An 18,996-nucleotide genomic window follows, 5' to 3' on the forward strand; every position below is an offset into this window, starting at 1 on the left:
GAAAGCTTATTTTCTATAAAAGATGCGTTCAAATGTAGTACTATTTCCTACATTATCGGTTACCACAACATTTAATTTGTTCTCAGTACCAGTAACGACCGCATCATTAAAGTCGTATGTCAACAGATCTTTTTTATAATCGTATTCGGTTAAAATAAACCTTCCATTGATGGTTGCTCTGTATGATTTGATCCCACTTTCCTGATCTGTAATTTTTAGTTTCAAGTACCTGTAATTGGATAGCCATTTTTTGTTTTCAAAATTTACGGGTTCAATCTTAGGAGCAATTGTATCGGTGGCAATGAGAAAATATCCAAAATTTCTTGTTTTAGCCGTAAGTCTGTTTTTCTTGCGATAAGTTTTTACATAGTAAGGATCTGCAGTGGGATAATTCTTTTTCGCGATATACAGCTTTTGTTGATCATTTGCATCATAACTGGAAACATCCATTCCAATCGTAATATTTTTGTGAATTGGGATCGTATCTGTGTGAAATTTCAATAGGTTAGAACTAAAATCAATGTCCAGATGGGCATCTTTATAAAGGGCATTTTTTGGAATATAAATATCATAGCCATTTCCTTCAAAAACGCTGGGTTCATTTGCTGTCACCAAATAATTAGAAGTGAATGATTTTGGAGATTTTATCGCTTCTTTTTTGACTACAATAGGAACTCTTATGGTAGTCTCATTACCGTTATAGTCGAACACTTTAATGGCATATTGGCATTGAGTAGAGTCAACAAGTTTCACGATGCCTTGATTTATTTTTTTTTGATACAGGCTTAGTGGGTTGGTTGATTCAACATAAAGTTTTTGTATTCGTTTTTTATTATTTTGATAGTAGCCGTAATCAATCAATTGATTAATGTGCCGGGTTTCACTAAAGGCGAATTTTTTAAAGTCAAGCTGAAAATTTTGATTACCATTGACAAAGGTTTGAATCCTGTATACACCATTTTGATTACCGGCTAAATCTTGTCGATCTATACTAACAATCCCGAAGCCAACGTCTCCCATGGCATGAATTGCTTCGGTTTTAAAATTACCATCTTTAAGTGGTATAAGCCTAAGTTCTTGGCGTTCATTTAGTCCATTTACGTGAGAATTTTCATTTTGAGGATACGCGAAAAGGCCTGTAATTACCGGTCTGGTAGAGTCTTTTACGTCTAATCCAAAGTCCATTGGATTCATGGGGCGTGACCTACCGTCTCTGATCTCAAAATGAAGATGAGGTCCTCCGCTTCCGCCCGTATTTCCGCTATAGGCGATAACAGCGCCTTGCTCAACATATAATTCACCCGGTTTTGGGAATAATTCAACTTCGTAACTTTCTTTTTGATACTGTTTGCGTTTTACGAATGCTTCAATTTCTGGAGAAAATTTTTTCAGGTGTGCATATACCGTAGAATAGCCGTTAGGATGTTTGATGTAAAGTGCTTTGCCGTATCCATAGTGAGAAATTTTGATTCGGCTTACAGTGCCTTCCGCGGAAGCGTAAACAGGTAAACCTTCGCGCCCTTGTGTTTTAAGATCAATACCGCTATGAAAATGGTTCGATCTAAGTTCACCAAATGTACCTGAGGGGATTAAGGCGACATCTAATGGGGATTTGAAATAATCTGCCGGTGTTGTTTCTTGAGCATGAATCAATGAAAATGAAAAAAACGTAATTGTAAGGAGCAGATAAATGAATTTCATAAAAGATACTTGGGACTAAATACGTTGGCTAAAATAAAAGAAACACATGAACTATACCAATCACCTGAAAATTAATTAAGTAAAGAATTGGTTTTTTAGCTATCTGAAATAAAAGAACAAAAAATTGCGTTATAAAAATGAGCGTGTTAATTTTGTAGGAATAAGCATTGCCTTTAATGTATGGATAGTGTGATAGATATTATAAATTCTTTGGAATACAGGATCGTTAAAGTAATGAAACGAAATACTGAGTTAAAGGATCAACTACATGCTATTAAAAGTGACTTAAAAACTGCAAAGACAGAGAATATGCAGTTGACTCAAAAGATGAGTGATATCACGAATGAAAATCAAACATTAAAAACGGCCAATGCTTTATTAGGCAGTAATGATCATACTAAAGAAACTAAGCTCAAAATAAATAGGTTGATCAGAGAGATTGATCAATGTATCATTCAATTGGCAGAATAAATTTTATGGCAGAAAAGCTAAAAATAAAATTATCTATTGCAGACCGTGTATATCCTCTTACCATCTTACCAGATCAGGAAGAGGGGTTACGAAAGGCTTCAAAGAAAATTGATGCTATGATCAAACAATTTGAGCAGAGTTACGCAGTACGAGATAAACAAGATGTTCTGGCCATGTGTGCATTGCAATTTGCCGCTAAAACAGAACAAAAAGTTATTAATAATCAAAATGAATTATTGGGTGTAGAGCAGAAGCTAAAATCACTAAGTGATATGCTTCAATCACATCTGGATTCATAACGTTCTTTACATACTTAATACTGCCTGTATTAGTAATTATTTTTGATAAACTCAACACTATTTTGTTTAAAAAGGGTGAGTTTTAGTTGTAAAAGCATGCCGTTTCTGTGCAAACAGACAGACGGATCCTTGATCAGCTGGTTAGCCCTAAACCTGTTTTCAGGAGTTTATACAAAACCCTACTAGTACAGGCTTTTTTTGTATGTTTTGCGTCAACACTATATATAATGGATTCTAATATTGTATTCTTAATTATCGCCTTAATTGGTATAGCTTTAGGGTTTTTAATATCAAAATTTCTGGAAAAAAACAACTCTTCAAAGGTAGTTGAAAATGCCCGTAGAGAGGCTGAGACTATCTTAAAGGACGCAAGAAATGAAGGGGAAAGCATTAAAAAAGATAAAATTTTACAGGCGAAAGAAAAATTTATCGAACTCAAATCTGAACATGAAAAGGTGATTTTAGGTCGGGATAAAAAAATGGCCGAAACTGAAAAAAGAATTCGCGATAAGGAATCACAAGTATCTAATGAACTTTCAAAAAATTCAAAACTTAACAAGCGAGTTGAAGATAAACTCAAGGACTATACCCATAGAGTTGAATACCTCGAAAAGAAACAAGAGCAAATTGATAAACTGCATGATCGAAAAATCCAGCAATTAGAAATCATAAGCGGGTTACCGGCAGAAGAGGCGAAAGCTCAGCTTGTAGAATCACTCAAAGAAAAAGCAAAAGCCGATGCCATGGCGATGATACAGGATTCTATTGAAGAAGCCAAATTAACTGCACAACAAGAAGCTAAGAAAATCATTATTAATTCGATCCAGCGTATTGGAACCGAAGAGGCAATAGAAAACTGTGTCTCTGTTTTTAATTTAGAGAGTGATGATGTGAAAGGTAGAATTATTGGCCGTGAAGGCCGAAATATTCGTGCGATAGAAGCAGCCACAGGTGTTGAAATTATTGTAGATGACACGCCGGAAGCAATCATTTTATCTTGTTTTGATCCTGTAAGGAGAGAAATTGCGAGATTATCATTGCACCGTCTAGTAACCGATGGTAGAATACATCCAGCACGTATTGAAGAGGTCGTAGCCAAGACAAAAAAGCAAATCGACGAAGAAATTGCAGATATAGGTAAACGTACAATTATTGATTTGGGAATTCATGGACTCCATCCTGAATTAATCAAGATCGTTGGCAGAATGAAATACAGATCTTCTTACGGTCAGAACTTATTGCAGCATTCACGCGAAGTGGCTAAGTTATGTGGTGTCATGGCCTCAGAACTTGGACTAAATCCAAAAGTGGCTAAGCGAGCAGGATTACTGCATGATATCGGCAAAGTCCCAGAAACCGAAACAGAACTTCCGCATGCTATTTTAGGAATGCAATGGGCCGAAAAATACGGGGAGAAACCTGATGTATGCAATGCCATTGGTGCTCACCACGATGAAATCGAAATGAAATCCTTAATATCACCAATCGTACAGGTGTGTGATGCAATTAGCGGTGCGCGACCCGGTGCACGCAGACAAATTGTTGATTCTTATATTCAACGTCTCAAAGATTTAGAAAATATTGCTTTTGGATTTAGCGGGGTTAAAAAGGCTTATGCGATTCAAGCGGGTAGAGAACTGCGCGTAATTGTTGAAAGTGAAAAGGTAAATGACGATAAGGCAGCCAACTTATCATTTGAAATTTCTCAAAAAATACAAACTGATATGACCTATCCTGGTCAGGTAAAAGTTACGGTCATTAGAGAAACCAGAGCGGTGAATATAGCGAAGTAATAGAGCGTTTATTTTCTTGGATGAAACTGTTCCATCACTTCCTTTAGATGAGAACGATCTACGTGCATATACACTTCGGTAGTGGTAATACTTTCATGTCCCAGCATTTGCTGTATGGCTCTTAAGTCTGCCCCATTTTGAAGTAGGTGTGTCGCAAAAGAATGGCGAAATGTGTGCGGACTTATACTCTTATTTAATTCCATTTTTTCTGCCAATCGCTTTATGATTGTGAAGACCATGGCTCTGGTAAGTTGCTTGCCACGGCGATTAAGAAACAAGGTGTCTTCAAAGCCTTTTTGAACGATTTGATGATTTCTTATGGTCGTACGATACAGTTCAATGAATTTTACGGTTTGACCGCTAATAGGAACAAAACGTTGTTTATTGCCCTTGCCGGTAACTTTGATAAAACCTTCGTCAAAAAACAAATCACTAAGTTTAAGTTCAATGAGCTCTGTAACTCTAAGTCCGCAGCCGTACAATGTCTCCAACATCGCTCTATTTCGTTCTCCTTGAGGTTTACTTAAGTCGATTGCCTGGATTAGCGTATCTATTTCGGTTTCGCTGAGCGTATCAGGGAGTTGCCTGCCGAGTTTGGGGGCTTCGATAAGATCAAGCGGATTTGTCTTGCGGTAATCTTCAAATACTAAATAAGAGAAAAAACTTTTTAATCCACTAATCATTCGTGCTTGTGAACGGGGATTGACTTCTTTAGCCGTCGTATAAACAAACTCCTTGATATAATCTTCAGTAATAGTAATTGGAGAGAGGTGAAGTTCTCTATTTTCAATGTACGCAACAAGCTTTTCAATGTCAAGACAGTAATTAACTATAGTGTTATTTGCTAACCCACGCTCAATTTTAAGGTAGTGTTGATAATCTTTTACAGCTTGTTTCCAGGTCATTTATCCACAAATTTACATTGAAAATTGTTAACATAAGTTAAAGTCAATTTACTTTAGCTTAATATGAGATAGGTATATTTGTATATAACTTTAAATTATAAAAAATGAAAAAATTTTTACTTTTAGTTGCTTTTGCAGTATTTGGATTAACAGCTGTACAGGCTCAAGATTATAATTTTGGAATTAAGGCAGGACTTAATGTTTCTAATTGGGGAGGGGATACAGATGATTTTGGACAGGATTTAGAGTCCAGAACTTCTTTCCATGTTGGTGTTGTTTATGAATACGTAATTTCTGATAAATTTTCACTTCAACCAGAGGTAATTTATAGTCAGCAAGGAGTTACATTTGAGTCTACATTCCAAGATTTTGGAGGTGAATTCAAATCTGAGGGAAAATTTAAGACGAGTTACTTGAACGTCCCAATAATTGCTAAAATATATGTAATTGAAGGTCTTAGCCTCCAAGTTGGACCTCAATTAGGATTTTTAATTGATGCTGAAGATGAAGCAGAATTATCTGGACCAGACTTTTCAGATTCCGATACAAGAGATGCATCAGATGATTACGAATCATTTGATTTTAGCGGTGCTTTTGGTATAGGGTACAAATTGGAAATGGGCCTATTTCTAGACGCTAGATATACATTAGGTTTTACAAATATTCTTGAAGGTGCTCCTGATGATTTTAGTGTTACTAATAATGTATTACAGATATCTGTAGGTTACATTTTTTAAATCCTTAATGCCTCATTATTAAAACGGAAGCCCACCAGCTTCCGTTTTTTTATGCTCTTTTTTGAAATTTTTAACCCTATGCATGCAATGTGACTATAGTAATGGAGTTATCCAATAGAATCATCAACTATATTACAATGAAAAAAGCTCTCACTCTTTTGCTCATTGCGTTAGGCGTAAACCTGCATGCTCAATCTGGCGTTGGAGGTCCTACCAGCAAAAAAACCTGGTTTATTGAAGCAAACACAGGATTAGGCGATGCGCATCCATCTTTCACCGGTTTAAGTTTACGATCAGCTGATGGTGTAACCTCATACAGCGTAGGTGGAGAGGTTGGGTACTTTTTGCTGGAACATTTTGCGATTAAAGCAGGGGTAGGATATGCAGATAATGGACTCGATGAAGACTTAGAGATAGAAACTATATCCTATAAGATAGGCGCAAAATATTATATTAATGAACGTTTTGCATTTCAAACGGATGTAAATGCGGCACAGCTTACCAACCCTAAACGCAAACCAACTTATCTGGGATTACAGGCCGGGTACGCTTTCTTCTTATATGATGTATTATCTATTGAACCCGGGTTGAGGTATGATATTAGCATCAACCAGGATTTTTCTTCAGATAATGTATTCCAATTTGCCGTGGGATTCGTGGTATTCTTGAAGTAATTCCTTATTTTGCTTCAAAATTAAGGAAATGAAACAACAGTTTTTTTGCTTATTGCTTGTTGGATTGATGTGCTCGTATCACTCGAATGCACAACAGTTTGGCTTAACAGGAGGTTACTTAAACCTTACCAGTCAAAACGAAACACCAACCTTAGATACGAGTGATTCAGATTCAGGTTTTTATGTAGGAACATTTATAGATCTGGATTTAACAGATAAAATTCATCTGCAGCCTTCATTGTTATACGGCAATGTCAATGATTTAAATCTCATTTACCTACCGGTGATGCTAAAATATTACCTGGGCGGCACAGGATTAAATATTCAGGCAGGTCCCCAGGCAACATTGTTACTTGAGGATATTGACGATTTAAACAATTTTGGCGTAGATCTTAGTGTAGGTGCTGCCTATGATATTTTTAGTAGCGTATTTATAGAACTCAGATACTCTTTTGAATTAACTGATAGAGCTTCAGACTCTATAAATTATGACTCCAGTACACTTAGAACCTTAAGTTTGGGCATAGGAATAAATATATAACGTATGAAAATTCTACTCATCAACGGTCCTAACTTAAATCTTTTAGGAAAACGAGAGCCGCAGATTTACGGTGACATTTCTTTTGAGGATTATTTTATTAAACTACAATTTAATTTTAAAGACGTTGAGTTATCTCACGTACAGTCGAATCATGAAGGTGATTTGATAGACCATTTACAACAGGCAGACCAGGATTTTAATGCTGTTGTGATCAACGCCGGCGGATTATCTCATACCTCCATAGCACTTGGTGATACTATTAAGGCAATCAGCATCCCTGTAGTTGAAGTTCATATTTCCAATACGTTCTCCAGAGAAGCGTATCGTCATCACTCCTATCTTTCTGCCGGAGCAAAGGGAGTCATCGTTGGGTTTGGTTTAAACAGTTATAAGTTAGCTATTACTGCTCTCTTACCTTAACAAAGGAATAACATTTCTTTACCATAAGTTTTAGAGTGCTCCCATGGGATTGGTTTTAATTTTAATAAAAAATACAACCATGAAAAAAGCACTACTCTTATTACTTCTTAGCACGTCATTTTCCGTTATCGCACAAACCCAACCGGCAGAACGTGCCAATAGGGAAGAAATTGTTGATGATAGTTTTTATTCCGTACGTTTTGGATTTACCGGTGGATTCTTATTAAGTTCAGTATCAGGAGATAATGCTGATAGTTTTGATCCAAGAACCTCTTATCATATTGGTTTAACATCCAGATTTAGATTGGGAGAAGAATCAAGATTCACAATACATCCTTCCATCATCTACGCAAGACAAGGATACGATTTTGAGTCAGATGAAAATACGCAGTTCTACGAAGAAGATATCAATTCAGGGAGTAACCTAACAATAAAATTAACTTACATTCATTTTCCAATTTTATTGGGATATGAAGTAATAGATAATCTAAGGGTTATGGGAGGTCCGCAAATAGGATTTCGATTTCTTTCTGAAACTGAGCTAGATCCAGATGAAAGCGATACGGCGGCATCTGTAATTGAATTAGAAGAGTATATTAGCGATGTGGATATTTCTTTAAGTATAGGCGCAGAGTATTTTCTAACACCACGCGTAGGACTTGGAATACGATATACCAGAGGGCTAAACAACATTAATGGTAAAGCCGATGAAGGCATAGCAGAAACAGAACAATTTAATAATGCCTTTTACGTTTCTGCAACCTATCTGATTCGATAATGTTAACTTCTTAAGTATTTACGCTCAACGTAAAATGTGCCAAAAGGTAGTAGGCCGGCGATAAAATATATCACAAAGCGTTTGAATCCTTGCTTTTTTTCAATGGTAAAAAGCAGTGCTAAGGCAACATAGGCTATAAACAAAAAACCATGCGCATAGCCTATATAAATATTAGGCGTTGGCATATTAGCCAGATATTTTAAAGGCATCCCAACTCCTAATAATAGGAGATACGAGATGCCTTCAAGAATTGCAATGAGTTTAAATGTTTTAAGCATATCAGAGATGAATCACTTCACCATATGCATCTGCCACAGCCTCCATTACTGCTTCACTCATTGTTGGATGTGGATGTACCGCTTTTAGAATTTCATGCCCTGTTGTTTCTAGTTTTCGACCCACAACAGCTTCAGCAATCATATCGGTTACACCTGCGCCTATCATATGGCAGCCCAACCATTCACCGTATTTGGCATCAAAAATAACCTTCACAAAACCTTCCTTCGCTCCGGAAGCACTAGCTTTACCTGACGCTGAAAAAGGAAACTTTCCAATTTTCACATCATAACCGGCTTCTTTTGCCTGCTTTTCAGTCATTCCTACACTGGCAATTTCAGGTGTAGCGTAGGTACAACCCGGAATATTCTGATAATTTAGCGCCTCCACATGCATTCCTGCAATTTTTTCGACGCAAATAATACCTTCGGCAGAAGCAACATGGGCTAAAGCTGCACCAGGAGTAACATCTCCAATCGCGTAATACCCGGGAACATTAGTTTGATACCATTCGTTTACCTGTATCTTATCCTTTTCTACGGTAATCCCTACTTCTTCAAGACCTATATTTTCAATATTGGTTTTGATGCCAACGGCAGAAAGTACTACATCAGCCTCTAAAATTTCTTCTCCTTTTTTAGTTTTGACTGTCGCTTTTACTTTATCACCACTGGTATCAACAGACTCAACAGACGAATTGGTCATCACTTTAATTCCAGATTTCTTATAACTACGCTCTAATTGCTTTGAGACTTCATCATCTTCTAGCGGAACGATATTAGGAAGATACTCAACAATGGTCACCTGGGTTCCCATTGAATTATAGAAGTATGCAAACTCGCAGCCAATCGCACCTGATCCAACGATGATCATGCTTTCCGGTTGCTTCTCCATTGTCATTGCTTTGCGGTATTCTATGACCTTCTTTCCGTCAATCGGTAAATTAGGTAATTCACGCGCTTTTGCTCCGGTTGCAATAATGATATGATCAGCCTCGTGGGTTTTAGCCTCCCCATTTCCTGGAGTAACCTGTACTTTTTTACCTTTTAAAACTTTTCCGAAGCCATCCAAAATATCAATTTTGTTCTTTTTCATTAAGAATTGGACGCCTTTGCTCATTCCGTCGGCTACATTTCGGCTTCGATTGACCACAGCGTCAAAATCTTTATCAAATTCTTTCACCTTGAGTCCATAATCACCGGCGTGTTTTAAGTATTCAAAAACCTGAGCACTCTTTAATAGTGCTTTGGTAGGAATACAACCCCAGTTAAGGCAAACGCCTCCTAAGTCCTCTTTTTCAACCACAGCGGTTTTAAATCCTAATTGAGATGCCCTGATTGCGGTTACATATCCACCCGGTCCACTCCCAACAACGATGATGTCATATTTACTCATAGTTTGTTTTTTTCTGCGGAAGCGAATTTACGAAATGCTACGGTAATACGTAGCTAGTAAACAGGTAATTTATAGGATAGAAATTAGAAAATCGGTATTGTTTTTCTTCGGAAAAATACCCGTAAGCTCAACATTATGCATTACGTAGAAGATTCACACTAGTTAAAGTATGTCCTGAATAATTCTCTTAATCGCCGGAAGCTTCTCTGTCTCAAACCACAGATTTTTACGCATCCAAAAGTGATTGACCGGCGAAGGATGGGGAAGCGGAAGATAGTTAGGCAAATAATCATTCATGCGTTTTACCCGATCAGTTAGCGTGGTGGCATCTTTTAAATATGCTTTTTGAGCATATCCACCAATTAAAATAAAAAGCTGCGGCTTTTTTAATTGGTTAAGTACGTGTGCATGCCAAAGCGGCGCACACTCTGAACGAGGAGGAAGATCTCCGGTTGCTGATTTACCGGGATAGCAAAACCCCATGGGCAAAACGGCAAAATTTATAGGATCGTAAAAGGTTGTTTCATTAACACCAAGCCACTCCCGTAGTCGACGGCCGCTGGGGTCATCCCATGCTTTTGTGTGTAAGTGTGCTAACCGACCCGGCGCCTGACTCACTAAAATGATTTTTGAATCTTTTGAAGCACTTATAATGGGATTAGCTCCCAGCGGTAAATGTGCTTTGCACACCTCGCATCGTCTAATCTCCTCTAGCAGATTTTTCAAAAAACCGGATTAATTGTTAGTTGACGCAGGATTCTTATCATCTTCAAAATCCACACTCAACGAATTGACGCAATACCGTACCCCGGTTTCTGTTGGGCCGTCATCAAAAACGTGTCCCAAATGACTCCCGCAGTTGGCGCATAAAATTTCGGTACGCACCATCCCGAAAGTAGTGTCTTTTACGTATTCAACTTTTCCTTCAATCGCCTGATCAAAACTGGGCCAGCCACAGCCGCTTTCAAATTTTGCGTCACTTTCAAACAGAGGTTCATTACACGCATTGCAGCGGTAGGTTCCTTCTTCAAAATGTAGGTTGTATTTGCCGGTGTGGGGGCGTTCGGTTCCTTTTTGTCGAAGCACGTGATATTCTTCTGGAGAGAGTTCTTCTTTCCATTCTGCCTCGGTTTTGTCTACAGCATATTTCTTACTCATCCTTTTTGAGGTTTAAAGTCTAGTGCATCACCATTAATACAATGGCGTTTGCCGGTAGTTTCTTTAGGTCCATCATCAAAAACATGTCCTAAATGACCACCGCAGGTGGCACAAAGTAGTTCTGTGCGCGCATATCCAATTTTATAATCTGTATCTGTAACTACATTGCCATCAACGGCACGATCAAAACTGGGCCATCCCGTACCACTGTCAAATTTATGTTTTGTTTTATACAGCGGAGTCTCACATGCAGCGCAAACAAACGTACCTGGCTTTTTAACCTCCAGCAATTCACTGGTGAAGGGGCGTTCTGTCCCTGCTTCGCGCAGAATATAATATTCGTCTGAGGTTAAAATTTCCTTCCATTCTTCATTGGATTTGGAAACCGGGAACGTGCGTTCCTTCTTATCTTCTTGTGCTTTTGAGTTGCAGCTTAATGCAATTAAAGCGATGAGTACTAATGCAATTTTTTTCATATTTATTCCCTGCAAAGGCAGGGATCTTATTTTACTTCTTGCAAAAACAAGAATTGTGTTAATATTGGTTTATGTATAATTTTTGGTCTGAAGACTGAACTTATTTAAGATACCCTTTACCACTTTGACAATCTAATCCTTAGTTTTTTTGTAGAGGGTATGTACATTCGACAACTTCATACACAGATTCTCTACCGAAAAATAAAAAATTCCTCTGCGTACAGAGGAATTTGTCTTGTTAAGCTTGTACTAAAAGTCTTAGTCGATTTTATTAAGCGCACCTAGAACAGCGTTGATATCATTAAGATCAACCGTAGGATTGGTCGCAAAGTCTGAAGGAACTACAACAAATCTAAAGATTTGATTTTGAGCGTAAGCATTAAATTCATTATCACTTAAAAAATCTAAATCAAAATTTCCGGTTATTTTTATTTCAATATCAAAAAAAGTGTGATTAGAAGAGTATTGAATTACATCTCCATTTTCATCTCCAATAAAATAACTTACTGGTAACAACACCCATGAGTCCGCAGATCCACCTTGACCATCTGGTTCAATACTTTCAAGTCGATAGGTTAAAATAGCATCAGACTCAAATACTTCAATATCATTTGGTATTTGAACTAAAGCAGTTAGTTCCAAATCATCCGGACCATTTGCCGGATCTTCTTCAAGAGTATATTCAAAATCCACATTATTAAATTCAAAGGTTTGCCCTAAAAAGAAATTTTCTTCAACAATATTGTTTTCTTCAGTACATGAGGTAATGAAGGCAATAAATAAAACAGATAGTACAGCTAATTTTTTCATGATAAAAGATTTAAACACTGTAAAGAAAACAAAGTTTATGCCAATAAAAAAGAAACGATCTTTTCAATGGTCTTTTGATTTCCTAAAATTTTACGGTGTCCTAGTCCTTTAGTGAGATATAATTCACCTTCGGCTAGGGCATCGTTTATTTCTTGACCCGAAGAATAATGCACATCTACATCGTTTTTATCGTGCACAACCAGCGTTGGAATTTTTACTGCTTTTGCCGATCTGGCTCCCGCATAATCATCTAAATCTTGTCCAAATTCTTTATCTAAATGTGATTTGAGTAAATGCGCGATTTGAGGTTTTAGCTGCATGTTTTGAATAAAATCTTCAGTAATTGCAGTAACACTATTGGCAGTTCCTATAATGACAAGCTTCTTTAGTTTTAATCCTTCTTTGATACTACGTAGTAGTGACATTCCGCCTAGGGAATGACCGATAGCATATTCAAATGGGCCAAACTGCTTTTGTAGATGGTGAATAGCTTCAATAAAATAAGGCATTTGACTTCGACTTCCTCTGGCTTGGCCGTGTGCTGGCGCATCAAAACTCACTGTGCTGTAGCCATGTTTGATGAGTTCTTCGGCTATACTAGCCAGCTGAGTGCCCGTGCCACTCCAGCCGTGTACTAACAATACTTTTTTAGCAGAATCACCGTACTCGTACACCACAATATTTTTCTTGCTTTTAGGAAGTTTAATATCGTGCTGCAACGCATTGTCAAACATTTTTTTTTCACGTTTGGGCAAGGAATAGGTAAAGGGCGTAAGAAAAAGTATCGCTGCGTACCGCATAGCCAGGCGCGGTGAGATGGCCTGTAAAAGCTGCCCAATTTTTACCAAATATGTAGGCATGAGAAGTTGCTGTACGGGTAAGCTATTTTTAGGGGGAGGCGTCATCTAGGTCGAAATCTAGAAACAAAGTAAAGGATATTTCGTCAATTTTAGTATTTTAGGAGCATACTAAACCAACCATTTTGCAAACACTCAATCAGGAGCGGGTTGTCATTGAACACATCAGTCCGCAATTAAATCACGGCACCTATTTTATTAAACGCGTTGTAGGAGAATCTGTCACCGTTACAGCAGATATTCTTGTGGATGGGCATGATGTGATCCAGGCTTCGGTGCGCTTCAAACATGAAAAAGAACGCACTTGGAAGGAAGTCCGCATGCATCCACTGGAAAACGATGCGTGGCAAGCAGAATTTTCACTAGACAAACAAGGCTATTATACCTACAACGTAGAAGGTTGGGTGGATTACGCCCTTAACTGGTTGCACGGCACTCGCAGAAAACTAGAAGACAACCAACATGTAAGAAGCGAACTATTAGAAGGATCCGAATACCTTAAAGCTGTCGCTAAATTAGCAAAAGGTGATGATGCTTCTTATCTCACTAAAACCGCGAAGATATTTAAAAACGAAGCTCAATACGATGAGGCAGTACAGCAGGTGTTTTCAGCACAACTTCATGATGTTCTTTACAAATATCCTGAAAAAGAATTCTTAGCGACGTCCCATGATTTACAGGTATATGTTGACCGTACAAAGGCACGATTTAGTACCTGGTATGAGTTTTTTCCGCGTAGCGCAGCAAAAGAAGAGGGAGTTCACGGGACATTTAAAGATTGCGAAGCTCAATTACCTCGCATCGCAGCAATGGGATTTGATGTGTTGTATTTTCCGCCTATTCATCCCATTGGAGAGCTAAACCGAAAAGGAAAAAACAATGCTACTCACACCCAAGATGGTGACGTAGGTTCGCCCTGGGCGATAGGAGCAAAGCAAGGAGGGCATAAAGCAATCCACCCTCAGCTAGGTACTGAAGCAGATTTTAAGCAACTCGTGACCAAAGCAAAAGAGCACGGGATTGAAATCGCCATGGATTTTGCGTTGCAGGCCGCACCAGATCATCCCTGGGTCAAGGAACACCCAGAGTATTTTAAATGGAGACCAGATGGAACGGTGCAATATGCTGAAAATCCTCCAAAAAAATACCAAGATATTCAGCCAATTTACTTTGAAACAAAGGAATATAAAAAGCTGTGGAAAGATTTAATCGACATTGCTTTATATTGGATTGAAGAATTTGACATTCAGATTTTTAGAGTAGACAATCCACATACCAAACCACATCATTTTTGGGGTTGGTTAATCCATAAGGTAAAGAAAAAACACCCTGATGTATTGTTTCTCGCCGAAGCATTTACCAAGCCTAAGGTGATGAATCAATTGGCCAAACAAGGATTTACACAGTCGTACACCTATTTTACCTGGCGAACGTCTAAACATGAGTTGGAGGGATACCTCAATGAACTTACTAAAACAGACCAAAAGGAATATTTTAGGCCTAACTTTTGGCCCAATACACCAGATATTAATCCGTGGATACTACAAGGTGCAAATGAGGCGCAACATCTCATTCGATATGCATTAGCAGCCACCTTAAGTTCTAATATAGGCTTGTATGGACCGGTATACGAGCAAATGCGTAGTGCCGCAGTCCCGGGGAAGGAAGAATATCTGGACAGCGAAAAATATCAGGTACGCCATTGGGACTGGTCGATTGAAAATAAATTGACTATGTTGATTAGTTCACTCAATAACGTGAGAAAAGAACAACCGGCACTGCAACAAACGAACAATATAGAATTCTGCTATGTAGAAAATGATCAATTACTGGCATTTTACAAATATGATGACCGTAAAGAAGATGAGTTACTTATTGTAGTGAGCTTAGATGCGTATTATTCACAGAGCGGACAGGTAAAAGTGCCGTTAAACTCTCTACAGCTAGAGCATCACGATCAATTTACGGTAAGTGATTTGATTACCGGAAGCAGCTATCAATGGACCGGTGAATGGAATTTTGTTGAGCTTCATCCTACCTTGCCGTTTCACATTTTTAAGATTAAGCGATAATGGCAAAGAAACAGGACATTGCAGCTCCCTACGTATTTAATGAGGATTGGTATGAGCTATTAAAGAGTAAGACGTTTGTCAAAACTTTTTTAGAAGATGTACTAGAACCTTATATCATTAAGCAACGCTGGTACGGGGGTAAGGCAAGTTCGCTAAAGTATGTGGAGTTAGTAGAGTCTTTTACCATAGAAAATGATTTTAAGCGTTACTACGGGTTACTGTTAGAAGTAAATTTTAAAGAAGCCTTTTATCAACATTACTTCATTCCCATCGCTTTTGTAGAAGATGCTTCGCTGAGCGAAGAAGGTCCTATTATGGAGCTCACGCTTGATGGTAAAAAAGGCTATATCATCGATGGACTCTATCTTGAAGAATTTAGACAGCTGTTATTTGAAAAAATCGTACAAGGTAATGAGGGGGATGAACTAGTCGTCAACTATCACAGTGGCGAAAAACTGATTGATGAGGATTACAAATCTTCAAAATTCATGGGGCTTGAGCAAAGTAACACCTCTATCATTTTTAATGAACGATATGTCATTAAATTTTTTAGACGGATTTATGTTTCCACAAATCCAGATTACGAAATCAGTCGATTTTTAACCGAGGTAGCTCACTTTAAAAATACTCCGGCGTATACGGGTAGTATCAACCTAAGGTTTGATAAGGATACCGTAACCCTTGCATTAATGCAAGAACTTATTCCCAATGAAGGTGATGCCTGGCAATTTATGCTAAAAGAACTTGATGGTGTCATTGATGCATTGGGTAAACGCAATATTTCGCTGGATAGCCTGCCAAAGTTAAAACTTTATAAGCGCATCAAGATTAACGATATTCCGCCAGAGATCATTGACTGGGCAGGATTAAATATCTTTTTAAAAATAAAACAGTTGGCCATTAGAACCGCAGAGATGCATGTGGCTTTGGGGAGTGAGTTTGAAGATAATAGATTTGCACCTACCAGATATAACAGCGATTATACGGTTTGGTTAAAAAACAGACTGCTTTATCAATTTCAAAATAGAATTAATCTCATTGAAAATAACCTGCATAAGCTAGAGGGAACAACCTTAGAGCTGGCGCAGCACTTTTTAGAGAACAAGAACATAGTCAGAAAAAAGTTTATTGATTTTGACTGGACAAGCTTAAAAAGTGAACGTATACGCATTCATGGTGATTATCATTTGGGACAGGTGTTGGTGCATGGAGACGATTTTTATCTACTGGATTTTGAGGGTGAACCCGAAAGTACCATTAGGGATAGAAAAGTAAAACAGCCCCCATTAAAAGATGTGGCCAGCATGTTTAGATCGTTTCACTATGCGATTTATGCTACGATATTCAATGCAAAAGAGGATTCCAACCTATCTGAAGATGATAAAGGCAAGGCAGGTGAAATTCTCTACCGTTATTTTGTAGGGGTTTTCTTGCAAAATTATATCCATGTCGTGCAGGCAAATAACCTAAATATTGGCTACAATCAAGAAATATACTTCTTACTCAAGTATTGTTTGTTAGAAAAGGCAGTATATGAACTGGGATATGAATTAAATTCGCGCCCAAGATGGGCTATCATTCCATTAAAAGGAATTGAAAATATTTTGAGAAATCAAGACAACTAACAACCTAACTACATGAGTACTGTAAAAACGCATAGTCTTTTTAGCGATTTTGATATTGACCTTTTTAAAGCAGGTAAGCATTATCGCTTGTATGAAAAGTTTGGGTCACATATTATTGAAAAAGAGGGAGAGCAGGGAACCTATTTTGCGGTTTGGGCACCCACAGCCAAATCGGTATCGGTCATAGGAGATTTTAATTTTTGGGTAGAAGGTCAGCACCTATTAAACGTACGCTGGGATAGCAGCGGAATTTGGGAGGGGTTCATCCCCGGGGTGGGCAAAGGCTCTACGTACAAGTATAAAATTCATAGCAATAATAATGATATAAAGACTGAAAAAGCAGATCCCTACGCGAGGCGCTGTGAGCATCCACCTAAAACCGCTTCGGTCGTGTGGGACACTAATTACAATTGGAAAGATGCTAAATGGATGAAAAAGCGAAAAAAGCACAACGCACTGGACGCTCCTTTTTCAGTATACGAAGTTCATCTGGGCAGTTGGAAAAAAAATATAGAAGAGAACCGGTCGCTTTCTTACCTTGAATTGGCGAACGATTTAGTAAGCTATGTCAAAGAAACAGGGTTTACGCATGTAGAATTTATGCCCATCATGGAATATCCCTATGATCCCAGTTGGGGTTATCAACTTACAGGATATTTTGCGCCTACTTCACGATTTGGTTATCCCGAAGAATTTTCGGCTATGGTAGATGCTTTTCACCAGGCCGATATTGGAGTGATCTTGGATTGGGTGCCTTCACATTTTCCGGAAGATGCTCATGGACTTGGATTCTTTGATGGATCACACTTATATGAACATCCGGATCGCCGCCGGGGCTACCATCCAGACTGGAAATCCCTCATCTTCAATTATGGCCGTAATGAAGTAAAGAGCTTCTTGATTAGTAATGCGATCTTTTGGTTAGATCAGTACCACGCTGACGGGCTGAGAGTAGATGCCGTAGCATCTATGTTGTTTTTAGATTACTCCAGAGATGATGGGGAGTGGGAACCCAATCAATTTGGCGGGAGAGAAAATTTGGAAGCCATTGCCTTTATGAAAGAAATGAATGAAGCGGTGTATAAGGATTTCCCAGATGTACAAACCATAGCCGAAGAGTCCACCAGTTTCCCCATGGTATCTAAACCTACGTTTTTAGGCGGTTTAGGGTTTGGAATGAAATGGATGATGGGCTGGATGCACGATACACTACAGTATTTTGCCAAGGAGCCTATTTATCGCAGGCATCATCAAAACGACTTGTCTTTTAGCATGACCTATGCATTTACAGAGAATTTCATGCTTCCGCTTTCTCACGATGAAGTGGTCTATGGTAAAAAATCCATTTTAGGCAGAATGCCGGGTGATGATTGGCAACGATTCGCAAACCTAAGACTACTGTATAGCTATATGTTCACTCATCCCGGAGCGAACTTATTGTTCATGGGATCAGAGTTTGGGCAGCATGAAGAGTGGGACTTTCAAGGGAGCCTGGATTGGCATTTGCTAGACTATGCGCCACATCAAGGGGTTAAAAAAATGCTCACAGCATTAAATAAGCTGTACAAAGGTCAGTCTGCCCTGCATGAAAAACAATTTTCTAGTGAAGGCTTTGAATGGATTAATCATAACGATGCTGAAAATAGTGTGTATACCTATCTTCGGAAGGGAAATGAAGCCAATGACCAGCTTATCGTCGCCTGTAATATGACTCCGATTCCACGTGAAAACTACAGAATAGGTCTTCCGCTTGACGGAAAATTACAGGAAGTATTTAGCTCTGACCATGCAGATTTTGGTGGTAGCGGAATGAAAACTAAAAAATCCATAACCATCCAAAAAGAAGAGTGGAATTATAAACCATTTTCTGCTGAAATTTTCTTGCCACCATTGGGATGTGTCGTTTTTGAGATTAAAGCATAACACCGATAACGATTTCGTTAATAAGTGGTGATAATTGATGACTTTAAATTTTTATAATCCCCGCCGATAGCTTTTTTTTGTTAGT

At 38.3% G+C, this 18,996-nt stretch carries 20 protein-coding genes and 1 other RNA gene; 12 read left to right on the forward strand and 9 right to left on the reverse strand.

The window, feature by feature from the left end:
• Positions 1-6: 6 nt before the first annotated feature.
• On the reverse strand, positions 7-1,701 hold the full coding sequence (locus ABD000_RS06890; protein ID WP_343765135.1) for a M23 family metallopeptidase: 1,695 nt from the start codon (positions 1,699-1,701) through the stop codon (positions 7-9).
• A gap of 234 nt (positions 1,702-1,935) precedes the next feature.
• Between ABD000_RS06890 and ABD000_RS06895 the strand changes: the two genes are divergently transcribed.
• The 4 genes from ABD000_RS06895 (at position 1,936) to rny (ending at position 4,264) form a co-directional block, all read left to right on the forward strand.
• The gene (locus ABD000_RS06895; RefSeq protein ID WP_343765138.1) at positions 1,936-2,172 is read left to right on the forward strand and encodes a hypothetical protein; all 237 of its coding nucleotides are present in this window, start codon (positions 1,936-1,938) and stop codon (positions 2,170-2,172) included.
• 5 nt (positions 2,173-2,177) lie between these two features.
• Positions 2,178-2,471: a cell division protein ZapA gene (locus ABD000_RS06900; RefSeq protein ID WP_343765141.1), complete on the forward strand. Its 294-nt coding sequence runs from the start codon at positions 2,178-2,180 to the stop codon at positions 2,469-2,471.
• Positions 2,472-2,520: 49 nt separating this feature from the next.
• A non-coding RNA gene (ssrS, locus tag ABD000_RS06905) (6S RNA) lies at positions 2,521-2,640 on the forward strand.
• Positions 2,641-2,698: 58 nt separating this feature from the next.
• Positions 2,699-4,264 (forward strand): ribonuclease Y, encoded by a 1,566-nt coding sequence (gene rny, locus ABD000_RS06910; protein ID WP_343765144.1) that lies wholly within the window; start codon positions 2,699-2,701, stop codon positions 4,262-4,264.
• An 8-nt stretch (positions 4,265-4,272) separates the two neighbouring features.
• Here the strand turns inward: rny and xerD are convergent, their stop codons facing one another.
• Positions 4,273-5,169: a site-specific tyrosine recombinase XerD gene (gene xerD, locus ABD000_RS06915; RefSeq protein WP_343765146.1), complete on the reverse strand. Its 897-nt coding sequence runs from the start codon at positions 5,167-5,169 to the stop codon at positions 4,273-4,275.
• Positions 5,170-5,273: 104 nt separating this feature from the next.
• Here xerD and ABD000_RS06920 point away from each other — a divergent pair, with 104 nt between their 5' ends.
• The 5 genes from ABD000_RS06920 (at position 5,274) to ABD000_RS06940 (ending at position 8,319) form a co-directional block, all read left to right on the forward strand.
• Positions 5,274-5,906 (forward strand): porin family protein, encoded by a 633-nt coding sequence (locus tag ABD000_RS06920; RefSeq protein ID WP_343765149.1) that lies wholly within the window; start codon positions 5,274-5,276, stop codon positions 5,904-5,906.
• Positions 5,907-6,043: 137 nt separating this feature from the next.
• Positions 6,044-6,580 (forward strand): hypothetical protein, encoded by a 537-nt coding sequence (locus tag ABD000_RS06925; RefSeq protein WP_343765152.1) that lies wholly within the window; start codon positions 6,044-6,046, stop codon positions 6,578-6,580.
• 28 nt (positions 6,581-6,608) lie between these two features.
• Entirely contained in the window at positions 6,609-7,121 is a 513-nt protein-coding gene (locus ABD000_RS06930) for a porin family protein (RefSeq protein ID WP_343765155.1), read from the forward strand.
• Positions 7,122-7,124: 3 nt separating this feature from the next.
• Positions 7,125-7,541 (forward strand): type II 3-dehydroquinate dehydratase, encoded by a 417-nt coding sequence (aroQ, locus tag ABD000_RS06935; protein ID WP_343765158.1) that lies wholly within the window; start codon positions 7,125-7,127, stop codon positions 7,539-7,541.
• A 79-nt stretch (positions 7,542-7,620) separates the two neighbouring features.
• The gene (locus tag ABD000_RS06940) at positions 7,621-8,319 is read left to right on the forward strand and encodes a porin family protein (RefSeq protein ID WP_343765165.1); all 699 of its coding nucleotides are present in this window, start codon (positions 7,621-7,623) and stop codon (positions 8,317-8,319) included.
• 2 nt (positions 8,320-8,321) lie between these two features.
• Here the strand turns inward: ABD000_RS06940 and ABD000_RS06945 are convergent, their stop codons facing one another.
• From ABD000_RS06945 to ABD000_RS06975, 7 genes are all read right to left on the reverse strand, one after another.
• On the reverse strand, positions 8,322-8,597 hold the full coding sequence (locus ABD000_RS06945) for a DUF3817 domain-containing protein (RefSeq protein WP_343765169.1): 276 nt from the start codon (positions 8,595-8,597) through the stop codon (positions 8,322-8,324).
• A gap of 1 nt (position 8,598) precedes the next feature.
• A complete protein-coding gene (gene lpdA / locus ABD000_RS06950) occupies positions 8,599-9,990 on the reverse strand; it encodes a dihydrolipoyl dehydrogenase (protein ID WP_343765175.1) in 1,392 nt (463 codons plus the stop codon).
• Positions 9,991-10,152: 162 nt separating this feature from the next.
• On the reverse strand, positions 10,153-10,716 hold the full coding sequence (locus ABD000_RS06955) for a uracil-DNA glycosylase family protein (protein WP_343765179.1): 564 nt from the start codon (positions 10,714-10,716) through the stop codon (positions 10,153-10,155).
• 9 nt (positions 10,717-10,725) lie between these two features.
• Positions 10,726-11,148: a peptide-methionine (R)-S-oxide reductase MsrB gene (gene msrB, locus ABD000_RS06960; protein WP_343765182.1), complete on the reverse strand. Its 423-nt coding sequence runs from the start codon at positions 11,146-11,148 to the stop codon at positions 10,726-10,728.
• Positions 11,145-11,624, reverse strand: coding sequence for a peptide-methionine (R)-S-oxide reductase MsrB (msrB, locus tag ABD000_RS06965; RefSeq protein WP_343765185.1), 480 nt, complete (start codon positions 11,622-11,624; stop codon positions 11,145-11,147). The genes msrB (ABD000_RS06960) and msrB (ABD000_RS06965) overlap by 4 nt, the downstream gene beginning before the upstream one ends.
• A gap of 258 nt (positions 11,625-11,882) precedes the next feature.
• Complete coding sequence (locus ABD000_RS06970; RefSeq protein ID WP_343765188.1) at positions 11,883-12,434, reverse strand: collagen-like protein; 552 nt, start codon at positions 12,432-12,434, stop codon at positions 11,883-11,885.
• 35 nt (positions 12,435-12,469) lie between these two features.
• The gene (locus ABD000_RS06975) at positions 12,470-13,294 is read right to left on the reverse strand and encodes an alpha/beta fold hydrolase (protein ID WP_343765191.1); all 825 of its coding nucleotides are present in this window, start codon (positions 13,292-13,294) and stop codon (positions 12,470-12,472) included.
• A gap of 122 nt (positions 13,295-13,416) precedes the next feature.
• Here ABD000_RS06975 and ABD000_RS06980 point away from each other — a divergent pair, with 122 nt between their 5' ends.
• The 3 genes from ABD000_RS06980 to glgB are packed head-to-tail and all read left to right on the forward strand — an operon-like array spanning position 13,417 to position 18,911.
• Positions 13,417-15,363 carry an alpha-1,4-glucan--maltose-1-phosphate maltosyltransferase gene (locus tag ABD000_RS06980; protein WP_343765193.1) on the forward strand — a complete coding sequence of 649 codons (1,947 nt, stop codon included), beginning with the start codon at positions 13,417-13,419 and terminating at the stop codon, positions 15,361-15,363.
• Positions 15,363-16,988: a trehalose synthase gene (locus tag ABD000_RS06985; RefSeq protein ID WP_343765195.1), complete on the forward strand. Its 1,626-nt coding sequence runs from the start codon at positions 15,363-15,365 to the stop codon at positions 16,986-16,988. The genes ABD000_RS06980 and ABD000_RS06985 overlap by 1 nt, the downstream gene beginning before the upstream one ends.
• A 12-nt stretch (positions 16,989-17,000) precedes the next feature.
• Positions 17,001-18,911, forward strand: coding sequence for a 1,4-alpha-glucan branching protein GlgB (gene glgB / locus ABD000_RS06990; protein WP_343765197.1), 1,911 nt, complete (start codon positions 17,001-17,003; stop codon positions 18,909-18,911).
• The last annotated feature ends 85 nt before the right edge of the window (positions 18,912-18,996 follow it).

The organism is Gangjinia marincola, assembly GCF_039523415.1.
In the GTDB taxonomy this organism is placed as follows: domain Bacteria; phylum Bacteroidota; class Bacteroidia; order Flavobacteriales; family Flavobacteriaceae; genus Gangjinia; species Gangjinia marincola.

Excerpts from the sequence above, each read along its gene's own strand:
- ABD000_RS06985 (WP_343765195.1), top strand. The coding sequence starts at position 15,363 with ATGGCAAAGAAACAGGACATTGCAGCTCCCTACGTATTTAATGAGGAT.
- ABD000_RS06900 (WP_343765141.1), top strand. The coding sequence starts at position 2,178 with ATGGCAGAAAAGCTAAAAATAAAATTATCTATTGCAGACCGTGTATAT.
- ABD000_RS06945 (WP_343765169.1), bottom strand. The coding sequence starts at position 8,597 with ATGCTTAAAACATTTAAACTCATTGCAATTCTTGAAGGCATCTCGTAT.
- ABD000_RS06975 (WP_343765191.1), bottom strand. The coding sequence starts at position 13,294 with ATGCCTACATATTTGGTAAAAATTGGGCAGCTTTTACAGGCCATCTCA.
- xerD (WP_343765146.1), bottom strand. The coding sequence starts at position 5,169 with ATGACCTGGAAACAAGCTGTAAAAGATTATCAACACTACCTTAAAATT.
- lpdA (WP_343765175.1), bottom strand. The coding sequence starts at position 9,990 with ATGAGTAAATATGACATCATCGTTGTTGGGAGTGGACCGGGTGGATAT.
- ABD000_RS06920 (WP_343765149.1), top strand. The coding sequence starts at position 5,274 with ATGAAAAAATTTTTACTTTTAGTTGCTTTTGCAGTATTTGGATTAACA.
- ABD000_RS06940 (WP_343765165.1), top strand. The coding sequence starts at position 7,621 with ATGAAAAAAGCACTACTCTTATTACTTCTTAGCACGTCATTTTCCGTT.
- msrB (WP_343765185.1), bottom strand. The coding sequence starts at position 11,624 with ATGAAAAAAATTGCATTAGTACTCATCGCTTTAATTGCATTAAGCTGC.
- ABD000_RS06890 (WP_343765135.1), bottom strand. The coding sequence starts at position 1,701 with ATGAAATTCATTTATCTGCTCCTTACAATTACGTTTTTTTCATTTTCA.
- ABD000_RS06895 (WP_343765138.1), top strand. The coding sequence starts at position 1,936 with ATGAAACGAAATACTGAGTTAAAGGATCAACTACATGCTATTAAAAGT.
- ABD000_RS06925 (WP_343765152.1), top strand. The coding sequence starts at position 6,044 with ATGAAAAAAGCTCTCACTCTTTTGCTCATTGCGTTAGGCGTAAACCTG.
- msrB (WP_343765182.1), bottom strand. The coding sequence starts at position 11,148 with ATGAGTAAGAAATATGCTGTAGACAAAACCGAGGCAGAATGGAAAGAA.
- ABD000_RS06970 (WP_343765188.1), bottom strand. The coding sequence starts at position 12,434 with ATGAAAAAATTAGCTGTACTATCTGTTTTATTTATTGCCTTCATTACC.
- glgB (WP_343765197.1), top strand. The coding sequence starts at position 17,001 with ATGAGTACTGTAAAAACGCATAGTCTTTTTAGCGATTTTGATATTGAC.
- rny (WP_343765144.1), top strand. The coding sequence starts at position 2,699 with ATGGATTCTAATATTGTATTCTTAATTATCGCCTTAATTGGTATAGCT.
- ABD000_RS06930 (WP_343765155.1), top strand. The coding sequence starts at position 6,609 with ATGAAACAACAGTTTTTTTGCTTATTGCTTGTTGGATTGATGTGCTCG.
- aroQ (WP_343765158.1), top strand. The coding sequence starts at position 7,125 with ATGAAAATTCTACTCATCAACGGTCCTAACTTAAATCTTTTAGGAAAA.